Source organism: Xanthomonas sp. NCPPB 2632 (assembly GCF_041228075.2).
GTDB lineage: Bacteria > Pseudomonadota > Gammaproteobacteria > Xanthomonadales > Rhodanobacteraceae > Luteibacter.
This window is the reverse complement of the sequence record NZ_CM192979.1, coordinates 507484-523868: the sequence shown is the minus strand read 5'-3', so window position 1 is coordinate 523868 and position 16385 is coordinate 507484. Positions and strand designations below refer to the sequence as shown.

At 62.5% G+C, this 16385-nt stretch carries 16 protein-coding genes; 4 read left to right on the top strand and 12 right to left on the bottom strand.

Features of this window, described 5'->3' with window-relative positions; genetic code table 11:
- Positions 1 to 4: 4 nt before the first annotated feature.
- The gene (locus tag AB8808_RS02260) at positions 5 to 955 is read right to left on the bottom strand and encodes a bifunctional helix-turn-helix transcriptional regulator/GNAT family N-acetyltransferase (RefSeq protein ID WP_369926390.1); all 951 of its coding nucleotides are present in this window, start codon (positions 953 to 955) and stop codon (positions 5 to 7) included.
- Positions 956 to 1094: 139 nt separating this feature from the next.
- On the opposite strand from AB8808_RS02260, the gene AB8808_RS02255 reads away from it, so the two are divergent.
- Positions 1095 to 1841, top strand: coding sequence for a sulfite exporter TauE/SafE family protein (locus tag AB8808_RS02255; RefSeq protein ID WP_369926388.1), 747 nt, complete (start codon positions 1095 to 1097; stop codon positions 1839 to 1841).
- Positions 1842 to 1860: 19 nt separating this feature from the next.
- On the opposite strand, the gene AB8808_RS02250 is transcribed toward AB8808_RS02255, so the two are convergent.
- Genes AB8808_RS02250 through AB8808_RS02235 form a run of 4 tightly spaced genes read right to left on the bottom strand, consistent with a single transcriptional unit; the run spans position 1861 to position 5113 of the window.
- Positions 1861 to 2568 (bottom strand): haloacid dehalogenase-like hydrolase, encoded by a 708-nt coding sequence (locus tag AB8808_RS02250; RefSeq protein WP_369926386.1) that lies wholly within the window; start codon positions 2566 to 2568, stop codon positions 1861 to 1863.
- A gap of 8 nt (positions 2569 to 2576) precedes the next feature.
- A complete protein-coding gene (gene trpC / locus AB8808_RS02245; RefSeq protein WP_369926384.1) occupies positions 2577 to 3416 on the bottom strand; it encodes an indole-3-glycerol phosphate synthase TrpC in 840 nt (279 codons plus the stop codon).
- Positions 3417 to 3465: 49 nt separating this feature from the next.
- Positions 3466 to 4497: an anthranilate phosphoribosyltransferase gene (gene trpD / locus AB8808_RS02240; protein WP_369926383.1), complete on the bottom strand. Its 1032-nt coding sequence runs from the start codon at positions 4495 to 4497 to the stop codon at positions 3466 to 3468.
- A 19-nt stretch (positions 4498 to 4516) separates the two neighbouring features.
- Positions 4517 to 5113: an anthranilate synthase component II gene (locus tag AB8808_RS02235; protein ID WP_369931317.1), complete on the bottom strand. Its 597-nt coding sequence runs from the start codon at positions 5111 to 5113 to the stop codon at positions 4517 to 4519.
- A gap of 236 nt (positions 5114 to 5349) precedes the next feature.
- Here AB8808_RS02235 and AB8808_RS02230 point away from each other — a divergent pair, with 236 nt between their 5' ends.
- Positions 5350 to 6042, top strand: a complete 693-nt coding sequence (locus tag AB8808_RS02230) for a hypothetical protein (protein ID WP_369926381.1) — start codon at positions 5350 to 5352, stop codon at positions 6040 to 6042.
- A gap of 38 nt (positions 6043 to 6080) precedes the next feature.
- Here AB8808_RS02230 and AB8808_RS02225 read toward each other — a convergent pair whose 3' ends face one another.
- Both AB8808_RS02225 and AB8808_RS02220 read right to left on the bottom strand, forming a co-directional pair.
- Positions 6081 to 7040 (bottom strand): thioredoxin domain-containing protein, encoded by a 960-nt coding sequence (locus tag AB8808_RS02225; protein ID WP_369926379.1) that lies wholly within the window; start codon positions 7038 to 7040, stop codon positions 6081 to 6083.
- The gene (locus AB8808_RS02220) at positions 7028 to 7537 is read right to left on the bottom strand and encodes a hypothetical protein (RefSeq protein WP_369926377.1); all 510 of its coding nucleotides are present in this window, start codon (positions 7535 to 7537) and stop codon (positions 7028 to 7030) included. Before AB8808_RS02220 ends, AB8808_RS02225 begins: the two co-directional genes overlap by 13 nt.
- A gap of 274 nt (positions 7538 to 7811) precedes the next feature.
- Here AB8808_RS02220 and AB8808_RS02215 point away from each other — a divergent pair, with 274 nt between their 5' ends.
- Together AB8808_RS02215 and AB8808_RS02210 are read left to right on the top strand one after the other, a co-directional pair.
- Positions 7812 to 8201, top strand: a complete 390-nt coding sequence (locus AB8808_RS02215; RefSeq protein WP_369926375.1) for a VOC family protein — start codon at positions 7812 to 7814, stop codon at positions 8199 to 8201.
- A gap of 12 nt (positions 8202 to 8213) precedes the next feature.
- Positions 8214 to 9158, top strand: a complete 945-nt coding sequence (locus AB8808_RS02210; protein ID WP_369926373.1) for a D-2-hydroxyacid dehydrogenase family protein — start codon at positions 8214 to 8216, stop codon at positions 9156 to 9158.
- Between the two features lie 73 nt (positions 9159 to 9231).
- Here AB8808_RS02210 and AB8808_RS02205 read toward each other — a convergent pair whose 3' ends face one another.
- The 5 genes from AB8808_RS02205 to AB8808_RS02185 form a co-directional block, all read right to left on the bottom strand.
- The gene (locus tag AB8808_RS02205; protein ID WP_369926371.1) at positions 9232 to 10068 is read right to left on the bottom strand and encodes a DUF2884 family protein; all 837 of its coding nucleotides are present in this window, start codon (positions 10066 to 10068) and stop codon (positions 9232 to 9234) included.
- Positions 10069 to 10182: 114 nt separating this feature from the next.
- The gene (locus AB8808_RS02200) at positions 10183 to 10860 is read right to left on the bottom strand and encodes a response regulator (protein ID WP_369926369.1); all 678 of its coding nucleotides are present in this window, start codon (positions 10858 to 10860) and stop codon (positions 10183 to 10185) included.
- Positions 10861 to 11969: 1109 nt separating this feature from the next.
- Positions 11970 to 13754 carry a DUF262 domain-containing protein gene (locus AB8808_RS02195; RefSeq protein WP_369926367.1) on the bottom strand — a complete coding sequence of 595 codons (1785 nt, stop codon included), beginning with the start codon at positions 13752 to 13754 and terminating at the stop codon, positions 11970 to 11972.
- Between the two features lie 83 nt (positions 13755 to 13837).
- Entirely contained in the window at positions 13838 to 14416 is a 579-nt protein-coding gene (locus AB8808_RS02190; protein ID WP_369926366.1) for a hypothetical protein, read from the bottom strand.
- 1227 nt (positions 14417 to 15643) lie between these two features.
- On the bottom strand, positions 15644 to 16222 hold the full coding sequence (locus AB8808_RS02185; protein WP_369926364.1) for a hypothetical protein: 579 nt from the start codon (positions 16220 to 16222) through the stop codon (positions 15644 to 15646).
- Positions 16223 to 16385 lie beyond the last annotated feature (163 nt).

Below are 16385 nucleotides of genomic sequence, written 5' to 3'. Positions count from 1 at the left end.
CGACTCAGCGGCCCCGGTAGATCATGTGGACGTCCGCGCGCTCGTAATGCGAGCCGGGGCGTAGCGTCGGCTGCCGTTCGAAGCCGGCGCGCAGGTACATGTCCAGTGCCCGGGTCAGCCGGCTGTTGGACTCCAGGAACAGCTCCGTACCCGTCCGGGCGAGGTAGTAGGCGATCGCCGCGTCGAGCAGCCTGCGGCCCGCGCCCAGCCCCCGGTAGTTCTCGTCCACGCCCATTTTCGACAGCTCGTAGATGCCGCCACCGTGGTGCAGCAACGCACAGGTACCGATCACTTCGCCGGCGTAGACGGCGAACAGGATCGCGCCACCGGGCGCCAGCACCTTGCCCTCGGGATCGGCGAACAGGGCGCGGTCCACGTCCTCGACGCGGAAATGACGTTCCAGCCACTGCTGGTTGAGCCGCTGGAAATGCGGCGCCAGCGCCGGGGCATACGGCACGATCCGTACGGTTTCGCTGGCCAGCGCGGCCCGCTGTTCGAGGATGGCCGCGACCAGCGGGCGCTCGGCCAGGGCCTGTTCGCAGCCGTCGATCGCCTCCAGCAACGCCAGCCCCCGGGACCCCATGGACGCCGCCATGCCGCGGCGAATGGACAGCCACACCGGCCCCAGCGCACCGAGCGCCGACTCCCCCGCGTCGGTCAGCGCCAGCACGCTGCGCCGGCCATCCCGCGGGTCACGCTGGCGAACCACCATGCCCGCCTCCACCAGCCGGTCCGCCAGCTGGCTGACCGCCGAATGGGTCTGGCCGATGGCCGAGGCCACGTCGGTCACGGTGGTGGGGCCGACGTCGCGCAGGAAGCGCAAGACCGGAAACCAGCGCGACTCGATGCCCGCGTCGCAGGCCCGGTAAACCTCGTCCACCGCCTGGTAGAAATGATCGCTGAGCGCCTTGAGCCGGCTGCCTAGCGCAAGTTCACGCAGGGAGGAGAGGTACATCGGGCATCCGCGCAAGGGGGTCGAAGACCGAGGCTAGCGGCGGCGGGATGCCGCACGCAAGCGAGCACGGCGATCCCTTCATGCCCGGCACGCACACCGGTGGGCTATGGTGTGTCCATCCCCAAGAAAACGACGGCGCATGGACTGGAGTCAGTTCCTCATCTTCGCCGGCGTCGGCCTGCTCGCCCAGCTGGTCGACGGCGCGCTGGGCATGGCCTACGGACTCGTGTCCAACGCCGTGCTGCTCGCACTCGGCCTGCCCCCGGCGGTGGCCAGCGCCACCGTCCACACGGCCGAGGTGTTCACCACCGGGGTATCCGGCGGGGCACATGCCTTCTTCGGCAACGTGGACTGGAAGACCTTCCGCCGGCTGGCCATCCCCGGCGTGGTCGGCGGCATCCTGGGCGCGTGGTTCCTGGCCAGCGTGGACGGCGACATGCTGAAGCCCTTCGTCTATGCCTACCTGCTCATCCTCGGGGTCGTAGTGCTGGTGCGCGCCACGGGCCGCACCGTCTCGCGCCATCGGGTGCGGCACAAGGGCATCCTGGGCTTTTGCGCCGGGCTGCTCGACGCCATCGGCGGAGGTGGCTGGGGGCCGATCGCCACCTCCACCCTGCTGGCCAGGGGCGGAGACGTGCGGCAGACCATCGGCACGGTGAACGCGGCAGAGTTCGTGGTGACGATCGCCATCTCGTCGACGCTGATCTTCCACATGGGCGTGCAGCACTGGCCCATCGTGCTGGGCCTACTGACGGGCGGCGTCATCGCCGCGCCGATCGCCGCGTGGCTGGTCAGGCACCTGCCGCCACGCTACGTCATGGTGGCGGTGGGTTGCCTGATCGTCGGCATCAGCCTTTACCAGCTGGGTTCGTACGTCCTGCGCTGAGGCGCAGGCCCGGGCGTGATCAGAACCAGTGCAATACGTCCAGCTGGCCGCCCAGTGCGCGGCGGGCCTTCTTCTCCATCTTCGGTGATGGATTGACCAGCACCGCCTTGTCGGCGGCGCGCAGCATGGCCAGGTCGGACAGGGAATCGCTATAGGCCACAGCCCAGGGCCGCGGTATGGCCGCCTTGTCGAGGCTGCGCACCTTCATGCCTTCGACGTTGTGCACGGTGAAATGCACCCCCAGCAGCCCGCCCCGCGTGGACGACGCGATCAGCTCGTAACCGGTCAGACTCACCTCGTCCAGGATGGACTCGACCAGCGTGAGGTCGTTGCCGCTGACGATGACCACCCGGTCGCCCAGCGCGACATGCCGGCGCAATGTCGCCACCGCATCGCGCAGGAACACGCCGGGTCGCCGTGCATACGCCCGGGCGAAGGCGGCGGCCCGGCGTCGGTAGGTGGCCTCGCGCCGGCCGAACGTCACCATGCGCAGGAAAGCGCGACCGAGGATGCGGCTACCCGCCACGGTGGGGATCAGCAGCGGAACGAAGGGCAGCAACGGCAGGCCGAGCAGCAGGCGCCAGCGGCCGGCGCCCGAGAGGCAGTCGCGGAAATAAAGTTCCAGCGTCTGGTGGCGCACGATGACACCGTCGAAGTCGAACAGGACGACGCGGCGCACGTCGGCGGCGGGGGGCGTTGCCCCCGCCGTTTCGTTCCCCTGGTCCATGCCGCCCCTTAGTGCTTGTGCGGCAGGCTGGGCGTGCCAAACAGATTGCGCAGTTCCGCGCCGGGATCGGGGGCACGCATGAAGGCTTCGCCGACCAGGAAGCAGTCGATGCCCTTATCACGCAGCATCTTGACGTCTTCCCGGTTGTGGATACCGGATTCGGCCACCAGGGTGCCGTCGCCGACGAGTTCCTTCAGGCGCAGCGAGGTGCCCAGCGAGGTCTCGAACGTACGCAGGTTGCGGTTGTTGACGCCGATGAGGGGCACGGGGAGGTTGAGCGCGACATCGAGCTCTTCCTCGTTGTGGACCTCGACCAGGACATCCAGGTCGAGCTCGGCGGCGAGCATGGACAGCTCGAGCAGGGCCTTTTCGTCATGCACGACATCGTCGCCCGACTTGGTGGCGAACGCGGCGACGATCAGCAGGATGCAGTCGGCACCGATGGTGCGGGCCTCGTACACCTGGTATTCGTCGACGATGAAATCCTTGCGCAGGATGGGCAGCGAACAGGCCTCGCGCGCCTCGCGCACGAAATCCTCGTGACCCTGGAAGAAATCGGCATCGGTGAGGACGGAAAGACACGCGGCCCCACCCTGCTCGTAGCTGCGGGCGATCTCCGCCGGGTTGAAGTCGGCACGGATCAGCCCCTTGCTCGGGCTGGCCTTCTTGATCTCGGCGATCACCGCCGGCTGGCCGTCGTGCAGCTTGGCATCGATGGCGGCCACGAAGCCGCGCGTGGGTTCCAGGCCGGCGATCATCGCCGCCAGGTCGTCCAGGGATCGGTGACGCTTGCGCTCGGCTACTTCTTCAGCCTTGCGGGCGAGAATGCGATGGAGAATGTCGGGCATCGGAGCGCTTCCTTGGGTAAGGCCGGGCAGAGGGGGATTCCCGGCGATCTCAGGCGCCGAGCCGCCGGGTGGCGGCTACGAACGCCTCCATTTTTGCACGAGCCGCACCGCTTGCGATGGTGGTGCGGGCGAGATCGATGCCGGCCTGGATCGTGGGCGCTACGTCCGCCGTGTACAGTGCGGCGCCCGCGTTGAGGCAGACGATGTCGTGCGGCACCCCCGGCACGCCGGAAATGGCGTCCACCAGCATGGTCATCGAGCCGGCCGCGTCTTCCACCCGCAGGTTGCGACTGGATGCCATGGCCAGGCCGAAGTCCTCCGGCTCGATCTCGTATTCACGGACCACGCCGTCGCGCAGCTCGCCTACCAGGGTAGCCGCGCCCAGCGAGATCTCGTCCATGCCGTCGCGGCCCCAGACCACCAGGGCGTGCTTCGCGCCCAGCGCCTGCAGCGCACGGATCTGGATGCCGACCAGGTCCGGATGGAATACGCCCATCAGGATGTTCGGCGCTCCGGCGGGATTGGTCAGCGGGCCGAGGATATTGAAGAGGGTACGCACGCCCATCTCGCGCCGCACCGGGGAGACCACCTTCATGGCGGGGTGATGGTTCGGCGCGAACATGAAGCCGATGTCCACCTCGGCCATGCAGACGGCCACCTGGGCCGGCAGCAGGTCGATCCGCGCGCCCAGGGCCTCCAGCACGTCGGCGCTGCCGGACTTGGACGACACGCTGCGGCCACCGTGCTTCGCCACCCGCGCGCCGCCGGCCGCGGCGACGAACATGGATGCCGTGGAGATATTGAACGTGGACGCGCCATCGCCGCCCGTACCCACGATATCGACGAAATGCGGGTGGGTGCCGGCATCCACGCGGGCCGAGAGGTCGCGCATGACACGCGCGGCACCGGTGATCTCGCCCACCGTTTCCTTCTTCACCCGCAGGCCGGTGAGGATGGCGGCCGTCATCAGCGGGCTGACATCCCCGCGCATGATCTGGTGCATCAGCTCGATCATCTCGTCGTGGAATATCTCACGGTGCTCGATCGTGCGCTGCAGCGCCTCGGAGGGAGTCATCGGCATGGCGCGTCAATCCTTGTCGTTACGCGGCGAGCGGCAACGGCATGCCGAGGAAATTACGCAACAGGTCGTGACCGTGCTGGGTGAGGATCGACTCCGGATGGAACTGCACGCCCTCGATATCCAGCGTGCGGTGGCGCAGGCCCATGATCTCGTCGATCGAACCGTCCTCGCGCTCGGTCCAGGCGGTGACCTCGAGGCAATCGGGCACCGAGCCCTTCTCGACCACCAGCGAGTGGTAGCGGGTGGCCTCGAACGGGTCGGGCAGCCCGGCGAACACGCCCTGCCCCCGGTGGCGCACGGGCGAGGTCTTGCCGTGCATGATCTCTCGCGCCCGGATCACCTTGCCGCCGAACACCTGCCCGATGGCCTGGTGGCCCAGGCAGACACCGAAGATCGGCAACTCACCGGCCAGCTCCCGCAGGATATCCACGGAGACGCCCGAATCGGCCGGCGTGCCCGGGCCCGGCGAGATCATGATGCGCGAGGGCGCCAGCGCGCGGATATCCGCGACGGTGAGGGCGTCGTTGCGAACCACCTTGACCTCCTGCCCCAGCTCGCCCAGGTACTGGACGAGGTTGAAGGTGAAGGAGTCGTAGTTGTCGATCATGAGCAGCATATGGACCTGACCGGTTTCGTTCATTGCCATGGTCGGCCATTGTACGGCACATCGCGAAGACGCTGACCGGGCACGAGTGGTGCCGAATCGCGCACACATGGTCCAGGTCCAGACCGGCGCACAGCCGCGTCAGCTCACGCCATCCCCGATGCCGGACGGCCGACGCGCAGGGGCGAAGGTGGGCAGCACGCTTCTCTTCGCAAGGAAATCGCACGGCCTGGGCGAAAATGGCGAGCATGCGGAATCTCGACTTCAGTTCATGGCAGGGCCTGCTCTCCACCCTCTTCGGGCTAGCCGTCATCACCCTCATAGGCGTGGGCATCCGTTTGCTGGCCATGCAGACGGTTCAGCAACGCCGAGAGCGGGAAAACAGGCAGATCAATGAGCGACTACGCACGCTGATCGCTGCCTACAAGACGTTGGGCGGCTCGTTCACCGGCAACCTCGCAGTCGACCCCACCCATATGCGCGACCTGCGACTTCGTGCCGCCTCGGCTGAAGGCGCGGCGGGTGACTTCGCTTTGGGCTCGGACCGGGCACGTCGGATTCGCGATGCAGTGGAAGCCGCGCTGTCGGACATCATCCTGCTAGGCACCGAAGAACAGGTGGCGCTGGCAGCCCGAGCCGCCACCGAGATGGTCGAGGGACGCCCGGTGCACATGCACGACCTCGTCGTTTCGCTGCGTAACTTCATCCGCAAAGTCCTCGACCTGGAACCGGTATCGCGGAAGATCGCCATTCCAAACCAGGGACCCGCACGCGTGGTGGCGGCGAAGGGGAAGGCCGATGGCGGCGCAAAGGGTGAAGGCGGTGGCGCAGGTAAAGGCGGCGGAGCAGGGGGTGGCATGGGCGGCGGCATGGCGGCCGGTGCAGGGCTTGGCCTCGGTGGCGGGATCGCTGCGGACGATGCGCACGGGCATCACGAGTAGACGAAAGTCTTCGCTTGAAGGCGAGTCTTCTCGTCGCATCAGCGAGCCTCAGACGTACCGAGCCCGATCTTGCGTAAGGACTCCAGCAACAAGCTCGGGCTTTTATCCAGATCCCATCCCACCTGCGTGTCGATCAATTTTCCCGCCTTGAAGAAGTGGAACGTAGGTATCGTTTCAAAGTTCACATCCTTCCATGCAGCGTTGTCGTAGGCAATCTGCAGACGAAAATCAGGGAACTCGAGGTTCCACTCATCAAGCATCTGCGAATCCAGCTGCACCGATGAATCTGTCACCCAGAGAACACTTGCTTCCTCGAACAAGAGGCTCAGCTGTGCACTTTCCACTATGGCTTTTGCGGCATGACGAGCCATGTGGCAGCCGGCTACCACGACGACATACGCGTCACTGGGAAATTCGACGTTCGAAAGAACCAAGGCTCCACCCTCTCCTGCGCGATATGACGCCGCGAGGGTTTTGTCGATACGGGCGGGCTGAAATACCTTCGGCAACGCCGCCAGCTGAGCCGAAGCATGCGCACGTCGTACGTCCGAAGCCAAAGAGAATTTCCTTGCATTCACAAGCAGATCGTAATGCGATTCGACCTCAGACGCCTCGATGATTCCCCTCCGCTCCAGCTCGCGCGCGACACGCAACAAAACGGAAAGATAGATATCGCGATTCGCGTAGTCACCGAAACGGGCGTAGAACTCAGCTATCTCGCTGACCCGAAACATTTCGTGGATATTCTCATCAGTCAGTCCGCGCACATCTTCCACTTGCTTTGCAATGGATCTCTCGTACAACCAAAACATTGCATCTGCTTTTGCAGAGATACTTGCGTCACTACGCCGTATTTCTGCCGTTTCCTGCCAAAGCGCCGCCGGGGAATCGGCCTGAGTCGCCGCGGCGGAGGCCCCGACCGCGAGGGTCGAGGCGATGAATACCGCAGCGGCGCAGCGGACATGTGGCTGCACCCGGATATCAATTAGCGAGGGCATATCGCAGAGCACCTGCGGCCAGGATCGGGATGGCATCCGCCGGGACTATTCGGAATGACCCAGCAGGCCCGATTAGGGCTGCGAGGAGGATTCGATCGCCGGAACTGAGACTCCACCATTCGGTCATCTTCGCTCAATGAGCGTTTACGGCGAATCGATCCGGTGTCCGACTGAAGACCGAACAGCGCGAGAATCTGATATACGTCGGATGCGGGCATCCCCTCCAACTCGGTATAGGAATAAGACCCGAGTCCTTTTCTGGCGAAGACAAGCGATTCCAGAAAGCTTTCCATGGCGGATGCGCCTAGCCGATGAATCGGCGAATCAGGATGCGTCTCGAGATAACTGTCGAGCTCAGCCTTCGAGTGGATGGGCGCTACCATCACATCAAGCAGTACGCGCCGCGTAGCTGCGTCCATATTATTTCCGGCATCTTCCGCGTGAAGAACTCCGGTTGCTGCCAGGCCAAGACCCAGCAGCATGGCAAGTCGTTTCATATCGATCTCCTTCGGTGTGAGAGGTTCAAGGTCGTAGAGCCACCAAGTACCCGAGCGTTTCGTTTGTTCCGCTTGCTATGCACCTCATCTAAAAAGTGTTTTACGAGGCAAAACGAGGATGCACCCGCACTCAATTAAACAAAGCCAGCACACTCAGACGGGTGATGTCAGGCCACGCACCCCAGCACGTGAGGACACGCGAACGAGCCAAGCGGACTTGCGGCCAGCGCCGGCAACTCCGATGCTTGTTTGTCCCCACCCCAAGGATTCATCCATGCAGTCCCTCGGCGCCATCACCTTCCTCGTCCACGATTACGACGAGGCCATCGCGTTCTTCGTCGATGCACTGGGCTTCTCGCTGGTGGAGGACACGCCCCAGGGCGAGGGCAAGCGCTGGGTCACGGTCGCGCCGCGGGGCTCGGAAGGGACGAAGCTTCTGTTGGCCCGCGCCATCGACGACGGTCAGCGCGCCCAGGTCGGCAAGCAGGGTGGCGGCCGCGTCTTCCTGTTCCTGCACACCGACGACTTCGCCGCCGATCACGCGCGCATGCAGGCACACGGCGTACGCTTCCGGGAAACACCGCGCCATGAGCCCTACGGCACGGTCGCGGTGTTCGACGATCTCTACGGCAACGGATGGGACCTGATCCAGCCGGCCGGCTGACAAGGAACATGTATGAACGACCCGATTCGCGTGGCGGTGCTGGATGACTACCAGAAGGTCGCGCGCACCAGCGCCGACTGGTCGGCCGTGGAAGCCAGGGCGGAACTCACCGTCTTCCACGACCACCTGCACGATCACGAGGCGCTGGTGCGTCGACTGGCCCCCTTCGATGTCATCTGCGTGATGCGCGAGCGCACGCCGATGACAGCCGCCCTGATCGCCGCCCTGCCCCGCCTGCGGCTGATCGCCTCCACCGGAGCGGCCAACGCGTCCATCGACACCGAGGCCGCGGCGGCGCATGGAATCACGGTGGTACACACCGGCTACGCGTCCACGCCCACCATCGAATTCACCTGGGCCGCCATCCTCGGGCTGGCGCGCGACATCGCCGGCGAAGCGGCTTCCGTGCGCACCGGCGGCTGGCAGGTCGGACTGGGCAGCGAACTGCATGGCAAGACACTCGGCATCCTGGGCCTGGGCCGTATCGGTTCGGCGGTGGCGAGGATCGGCCAGGCCTTCGGCATGCATGTCATCGCATGGAGCGAAAACCTCGAGGACGAAACCGCCAGCGAGCTCGGCGTACAACGCGTCGACAAGCGGGCACTGTTCTCGCGATCCGACTTTCTCACCATCCACACACGGCTCAGCGAACGGACGCGAGGCCTCGTCGGCGCGGTGGAGCTGGCGACCATGAAACCGACCGCGCGGCTCATCAACAGCTCACGCGGGCCGATCGTGGACGAGGCCGCCCTGGTAGATGCACTGATAGCCGGACGCATCGCCGGCGCCGCGGTGGATGTTTTCGAGACCGAACCGCTACCGGCCAATCACCCTTTCCGCGACCTGCCGAACGTGCTGGCCACGCCGCACATCGGCTACGTTACCGAGGAGATGTACCGGACGTTCCACGGCGACACGGTGACCAACATTGTGGCCTGGCTGGACGCGCTGCCCTGAGTCGTCGCCTGGGCCGGCCGCCGGCACGCGCAACCGCAGGCGGGCAGCGACGTGCCTAGCCCAATCGGGCCGGCTACCGGGATGCCACCTTGGCGCCGTCCTTCGCTGCCGATGTCCCGTCCTTCTTGCTGTCCTTGGGCTTGATCGTCATCAGCTCCAACGGCTTGCCGTCCGGCTGACGTACCGTCCAGCCACGCTGGAGATCGGCCAGGTCGTTGAGTTGCGGGCAGATCTGGTCGGAACGATGCTCCAGCGCCTTCGACCGTTTGTCCATGGCGCCGTCCAGCGATTTTTCGAGCGACTCGGCACGGGCCTGCAGCGCCGCGACCTTACTCGCATCGCCAGACAGGGCGGCCGTGACGGCACTGGACGTGACCGAGCCGACCAGTTCGCCGACGGTATCGGAAACGGAGCCCCCGACGGTTTCCGCCATGTGGTCGTTCGACCAGTGCCCGGCGCCCACGCCTTCGTCGATCTGGCGCAGGGCCTGGGCCTGTTTGCGCTTGAGCTTTTCCAGCAGGCTGGCGCGCTGCTCGCCATCGGCGAAGGACAGCGTAACGGTGGTCATGGCCGAGAAGCCGAGCTGCACACCTTCGCGCGCGATGGCGGCAACCTCGGGGACCAGCTTGCGCACGCCGGCCTCGTAGCGCCTTAGCGCGTCGGCATCGGCGGATGACACCGTCGTCTGGCGGCCATCGATACGAACGCTGCCGTCGTGCAGGAAGATATCCGCCGGCGCGCCCGTCTTGCGATGGAACGACAGACCCGCATCCGTGACATCCACGTCGTACGGGGTGGAGTAATCGCTCTTGCAGGTGTCCGTGCTGAAGTTGATCGTGCCGGCGTGAGCTGTCGTGGCGGACAACGCAAGGGCGACGGCAAGGCTTCCGGCAATCGGCGAATGGCGCATGATCCTGCTCCCTGGGAGATGACACCGGCTTGGATGCGCGCGGCTTGCCTTTGGTTTAAACCCCATCGGCATCCCACGCATGGGCCTGAGGTCACGGCATGACCTTCGGCAGGGTCAGGAGGCGATGCCTCGTTCGCGGGCATATTCGGACAGGCGGCTGTCGTGATCGAGGCCGAGTTTGCGCATGGCATCCCGCTTCTGCCGGCTGACCGTCTTGACGCTACGGCTGAGGCGTTCGGCGATCTGCGTGATCGACATCCCCCCGACGTATAGCCTGACCACCTCCATCTCGCGGGCGGAGAGGCGCGACGCGTCACACGGCGCCTGGACACCGGCGATGTCGAACTGGCGACGAATGGTGTCGCTGAGGTAGGGGCGTCCGGCCGCGGCCTGCCTGACCGCCACCGCGACCTCCTTCAACGGTGCCCGCTTGTCGCACAGGCCGAGTGCGCCGCGCGCACGCATGGCCTGGAGCACCGCGGCGTTGTTGACCATGGTGAGCACGACCACGGGAAGCCGGGGATAACGACGACGCATCAGGTCGATCAGGGCCAGCCCGTCACCGTGTCGTCCACCCGGCATCGAGAAGTCGGTGACCACGACATCGCAGGGGCGCGTGGTCAACAGGTCGAGCAACTGGTCGCCGTTGGCGGCTTCACCGACCACCTCGATATCCCCCGTCGCCTCGAGCGCGGCACGCGTGCCCATCAGGACCACCGGATGATCGTCGGCAATGATCGTTCGCAGAACCATGTCTTCCCTCGACGGCGGAAACGCGCAGCCGTTTTCCATGCCATGTGTCCTATTGCGTAAAAGCTTTCATATTTAGCCTAAAAGGTTGCAGTAATTTGCGTAAAAGATTGCAGCGATTCGGTCGGGAGCACGGGCGTCACGGCATGTAGGGAGACTAGCGGCACGCGACCATCTGTCGCCGGTCTTCGACCCGTCGGTCCAGGGCGAAAGCGAAGGCTTTTGGAACCGCAAAGCGGACGCAGTGCGTGTCGCCCTAAGGCTCTCGGGGGGCAGGCTTTCCGTACACCGGTTCTACATCTGGCACGACGTCTTCGAGAGCGTTCCTTGGTTGGACCTGTCGTCAGGAGTGTTATCCCGGGATTCTCTTCCAACCAGACATTCTTTGCCTCTCTTAAATCTGAGCTTTCCATTGACATAACCTATGGAACACTCGGGCGAGGTCGCGGCGGGCTGGGTCGCCAGGAGTCTTCAGTTAAACATATAGGTACACGCAGCCGGCTAGCTTTGAAGACTTAAAGGGTCGGGACGACGGAGCTCAACCAGGCATGGCGACACAGGCCCGTATCTACGCCGATGCGCTGTCTTCCGGTGGCCCGGGAGCACGCCGCGGGGTCGCCCCGAGGGCCCTAAGCGCTCAAGTTGCTAGCGAGTGTATTGCGTAACGCGACAGGCAACATTATAACTGGGCGGATCGCAGCCAGCCGGGACGGACCATGTCGACCAACCAGCATCCTGGCAAACACATTCGAGAGGAAGTAATTCCACCCGCGCTCAGCGTGACTGCCGCGGCGCAGCTGCTGGGGGTCGGGCGGCCCGCACTGTCGAACCTACTTAATGGACGATCATCCCTGTCGCCAGATAGATGACTTGGCCGGACGGATACACTCTTCGCTGGGTCCAGTGGTCTACAGAGTAACCGGAAAAAGAGCATCGATAGGTCGCGGGCGAAGCGAGAAACTCCTCAATAGCTCTGGCGAAATCGCCCCTGGTCGATCTGGTCACCCAGGTCACCAGGGGATATCTGCATACGTTACCGCCTTCGACAGATCTTACGCTCGCAGTGGATGAAGGAACTCCGGCACCCGTGCTCCTCACAAAGTGCGCCGCCGCCTCTGCGCGGACCAACTAGAACGAGCCACGCGTGTCGATCAGTCGAATCGCGCTGCCACGGCTTGCATCGCTCGAAATCCATCAGGTCGCAAAGTGTTCGACCCTTCGCGAGCAAAAACCTTGTCGTCGACAACCGATACAGCACGCTGAGCGGGAACCCAAACGCATAGCACCGACTTGCCCCTGTAGTCGATGCAGTCTATGAGTCCCAAGACGGATGAGCGCAGTGGCTCGCTAAGTCCAGAATTCTGAAAATGCGAAACCACGCGCTGCTTGTATGCATCCAGCGTCTGATTTAGCGGCGTCAGCTCCCTCTCAATACCGACCACGAACCTCGTTCCGACCATCAGCGCATCGACGTTATCCAAAGCCTTGATTCGATCAGCAGCGGCGCCATTGTCCGCGACGCCCACAAAAATCGCGCCGCTGGACTGAGGACCAATGTTAGCGATTCCGCACGCAGTTTCCACTAAGCGATCCAATAGATCGGTGTTTAGCTCCCTGCCGGGCGATAGGGAACAAAAGCCCTGCTTACATTCGTAAGCTGCAGTCTCAACTTTCGATCTTCGTAAGGCGTTCTCGAAGCGAACTGCCAGTCCCATCCCTTGCTGGGCGACACCTGGGTTTCTCTCCTCGAAGAATTCCTGGATAAGCCCCTTGGTGATCGCTATGTTCTGTTGCCGCGGTCCCGAGCGAATCTGACCCGCCGCGACGTTGAGCCGCCCCTGCAGATTCGAAAGAGCACGCATGATCCCGGTACCGTCGAAAGGGGTCTTTCCCTCCCTGAGGCAAAGCTCGTAGAAGGCCATAAAGATCGCATAGAAACCGGTTTTAATTGGGTTGCCGCCCGCGTCAGGGTGGATGACCCTACGGAGGGTATTCGGACTCGAGTCATATCTTTCAACGGTTTCCCTCACAACGGAAAACGTGGTCACAATCGCGTTCTTCAATGCATCCACGCCATACGCGAACATGCGAGCATTTATATCCCGAGATGCCTCCGATTGAGGGTCGTAGTACTGGTCAAGCGCGCTACCGCTGAAAGCGAATGGACGCTGCTCAAGAATGGATACAGCAAGGTCGGCAAGCATCTGCTCGTCTTCGGCCTCCCTTAGCTGGTTCTTCCGAATCACTCCCTGCTTGCACCAGAACGTCGCGTCCGCACGAACTCCGTAGCTATTGTCGTCGTCCCCCTGCACGTCGATGCTGATTTGGGGCATCGAAGCAAGATCTAAGTAGGTAGCGGATGCATCGCCGCGAAGCTCGGCCGCGATCTCACGAATGAAGTTAGCAAAAGGCGATATAACGCCTGCCTGGCGCTTCTCCTGGTCACTGAGCTGTCTACCGTACGCATTGATTCGCCCAAACACGTCGTTGACGGATTCCGGGTCGACGACGGGGAACTCTGTGACTGCGAACGTGTACTCGAGCAGACGGGCGCACGCTTGTGCGTCCAACAGCCGATCAGCATCCGTGGTCGCGACAAAGCGGCCCTCCTCCGAGACCTGCTTCGCCCTAGCGAGCTGTTCAACGTCAAAATATCGTCCGTCCGAAGAGAACTGGTTCTCTATGAACGAGAAAACAGCGTTCAACCGCTGCATTCCATCGACGATCTCGAAGACCTTAGAGCCATCCTCTTGATTCTGCGTAGCAAGAAGAATGAGAGGAATAGGGTAGCCGCGCAATATGCTGTCGATCAGCCGGGCCTTCTCAGCAACGGTCCAAACGAGTTTTCTCTGGTATTGGCGATTTACCATGAAGTTACCGGCGACATACTCTCGATATGCCTCCTGCACTGACATACCACGTGGCGTCACACTCATTCGACCCTTCTCCCTGTGGCAGCGATTGCCCCGATTCGAATTCATCTTATTCTACAGCCCGTCTAGTTGCGACAGCCGCGACCCTAGCCCCCCGGGTGTGTCGCCATAATGGACACGAGACCGACAAGGGCCATGATGAAAATAATACCGTCGGCCATGTGCAATCTGCGTTCTACCCCGCCGTACACGGCGATCATACCCTTGCGGCGATTTGCCGACGAAAGGCGGATAACAATGCCCAAGGCCAAGAATGCCGCCACGGTTACGTTAGGGTGCGCCTGCACTACCTCGGCTAGCCCTTGCCGAAAATCCACGCCAAAGCGCTTCATCAGCCACAGCACACCGGAGGAGTACAACGCGAACCAAATAGCTCCGGCGGAAGTGTTCACGATAAAATATCGATAGGGCGCGACAAAGACATTGCCGTCCGAGGCCATCCACCGCCCGGCCAGGGCTCTGTGGAATGCCCACCGGAGAAACGCAAGCGCGTAGATCAACGCTACAAGGCAGGCGATCATGCCGTAGGCAATGTAGTCAACGTACGAGAGGAAAAGATCGACGGATGCATCGGTCGTTCCAACAGCCGCATATTGATGAAAGCCAAACCAGATGAGGAACGATTTAACAGAGTTGGCAAAGATTGGCGCTGGGACCAGCGGCAAGGTGGTTATCCACTTATACCGAGCGTATCGCGGGCGGGGTGCGCCCTTCCGCAGCGCGAAATCTTCAGGCTTGGCGAAGAGCACTGTGCCTAGAAGATAGACGACCTTAAAGGGCCGAGATTCTAGGAATGACTTCGTAATACGTTTCGAGGACAGATTCACGGGGCGACCCAGGCTATGCATTTATAGTCGGCATTGTTATAGAAAGTTCGAGGAGCCGACCAACAGGTCATGGTTGCCCCCGTCGGTCGCCGAGCGTCAGCGCCTCTCGACTAGGCGATCGATGTCGGTCACTCTTCCGTCAACAATTTGGATCACGATTCCGGGGCATGGGGCTGTACTGTTCCAGCACCGGTATGTGACCTCCCGCTGCACGAGCGCGTGGTCCTTGTTCGTAAGAAAAGTATTCACGCTCCGGTCCATGCCATACGCGGCGAACGCCGCACATTCCGAGTCGCCGACGCGCACGCGACCATCCCTTACGCGATTAGCCTCCTCACTTGTCAACCTCCCGGTGCGAACCAAAAGCATGAGATTTGCCTCGATTGGCATATCGGGCCGCAAGTGGTAGAGAGAGCACGAAGCGTACGCCTGCTCGCTGGTATCGTTGCTCCAGCCGCTTGGGTAAATGCTTCGCGCAGAGTACGGCGCGCATCCGGACGCCAGAATGCTCGCGACGGCCACGAGGCTAAGCAATATTCTCGGGGCTGAATGGCTTGCCATTCGAATGCAAGACAGTGAGTGCGTACGAAGATAGCTAATAATGTCCATATCGTTCATTCCTCTTCCAGGCGCATTCTCATAGTGGAAGTGATGTATCGGCTGGTCCCCTAAAAGCTGAAAGTCATCCTCACTTGCGGGGCACTCGGCGTTAGAGGGCCACACGAGGCCCAGACGATCGATATACTGAACCGATGAACTCTAGGGAGTACAAAATCCTGCTCATCGCCGGACTGGTTCGCGAAGCTGCCGCAATGGGTGACGCCGCACTGACCTTAGACATCGATGAAGCCCGGTTCAGAGCGCAGCTAATCGCCATGCAGGCCAACGAGGCTGGCTACATTGACGTCGCCCTCGAAGCTACTCGTCTACTGCTTCTTCTAGGACCGTTGGGCACCGCCCCGTCCCCAGGATACGGCGCAGCAATGCTGCGAATGGCCGACGCGCTTGACGCGCTCGGATTCGATCCGACGTAGCCGATTGCCAACATACCGACGAGTTCCCAAATTAACGTGGCGGCCAGTTACTGGGATGACCTGTCCACACACCGTTGAGATCATCCAATCCTCCGATGCCAACACCGTCGGTGAGCATCGACAAAGACTCGTGGCCGCCAGCGAAGTGGACAATTACCAAGTCATCGGGCCACGGCTCGGTCCAAGCTTTCTCCATCCGGTTACCGGCCGCGTGTCCGGATTGAACGAGTGCCCCGGACGCACGGTCGTACTCGAACCATAACGAACGTCGGTCACCTTGTGGAATAAGCTCGCCCGCTCTAATGGCGTCGACCGAAGCTCGGATATAGCAATCGCCGCCTATTAAAAGCCAACCGATTACTGAATTGATGTCGACGGGCCGGGCGAATGTCTCCAGGAGCTCGCCACTTCTGGCGTCACGCACCATCTTCGACAACGTAGAGGGTCGCTCTTCGTACGGCGCTTTCAAGTTCGCTAACACGATGAAGCAAGGCGACAGGTGAGCCAGAGCCATCGCCTTAACGAGCGGACCCTGCCCTACGGTCAGATACCTGGCCCCCTCATGGAGGTGCCTTATGTAATAACCGACGTGAATCTTTTCGACGTCCATCTGTGACTCTCCAAGCGAGTGTGCCGATCACCTTGCATTTCTTGGCTACGCAGTCCTGTAGTCGGATCCGGCGGCCCAGGCCTGGTCATGTCGACGAAGGTCAGCTCCGCACGGGCTACGAAACGCAACGGTAGCTTCCGCGCAAAACGTCTCACCGTCTGCG

Bases quoted from the DNA above. Each gene is read 5' to 3' on its own strand.
- AB8808_RS02255 (WP_369926388.1), top strand. From the start codon at position 1,095: ATGGACTGGAGTCAGTTCCTCATCTTCGCCGGCGTCGGCCTGCTCGCC.
- AB8808_RS02220 (WP_369926377.1), bottom strand. From the start codon at position 7,537: ATGAAACGACTTGCCATGCTGCTGGGTCTTGGCCTGGCAGCAACCGGA.
- AB8808_RS02210 (WP_369926373.1), top strand. From the start codon at position 8,214: ATGAACGACCCGATTCGCGTGGCGGTGCTGGATGACTACCAGAAGGTC.
- AB8808_RS02250 (WP_369926386.1), bottom strand. From the start codon at position 2,568: ATGGACCAGGGGAACGAAACGGCGGGGGCAACGCCCCCCGCCGCCGAC.
- AB8808_RS02260 (WP_369926390.1), bottom strand. From the start codon at position 955: ATGTACCTCTCCTCCCTGCGTGAACTTGCGCTAGGCAGCCGGCTCAAG.
- AB8808_RS02230 (WP_369926381.1), top strand. From the start codon at position 5,350: ATGCGGAATCTCGACTTCAGTTCATGGCAGGGCCTGCTCTCCACCCTC.
- trpC (WP_369926384.1), bottom strand. From the start codon at position 3,416: ATGCCCGACATTCTCCATCGCATTCTCGCCCGCAAGGCTGAAGAAGTA.
- AB8808_RS02215 (WP_369926375.1), top strand. From the start codon at position 7,812: ATGCAGTCCCTCGGCGCCATCACCTTCCTCGTCCACGATTACGACGAG.
- trpD (WP_369926383.1), bottom strand. From the start codon at position 4,497: ATGCCGATGACTCCCTCCGAGGCGCTGCAGCGCACGATCGAGCACCGT.
- AB8808_RS02225 (WP_369926379.1), bottom strand. From the start codon at position 7,040: ATGCCCTCGCTAATTGATATCCGGGTGCAGCCACATGTCCGCTGCGCC.
- AB8808_RS02205 (WP_369926371.1), bottom strand. From the start codon at position 10,068: ATGCGCCATTCGCCGATTGCCGGAAGCCTTGCCGTCGCCCTTGCGTTG.
- AB8808_RS02200 (WP_369926369.1), bottom strand. From the start codon at position 10,860: ATGGAAAACGGCTGCGCGTTTCCGCCGTCGAGGGAAGACATGGTTCTG.
- AB8808_RS02235 (WP_369931317.1), bottom strand. From the start codon at position 5,113: ATGCTGCTCATGATCGACAACTACGACTCCTTCACCTTCAACCTCGTC.
- AB8808_RS02185 (WP_369926364.1), bottom strand. From the start codon at position 16,222: ATGGACGTCGAAAAGATTCACGTCGGTTATTACATAAGGCACCTCCAT.
- AB8808_RS02195 (WP_369926367.1), bottom strand. From the start codon at position 13,754: ATGAGTGTGACGCCACGTGGTATGTCAGTGCAGGAGGCATATCGAGAG.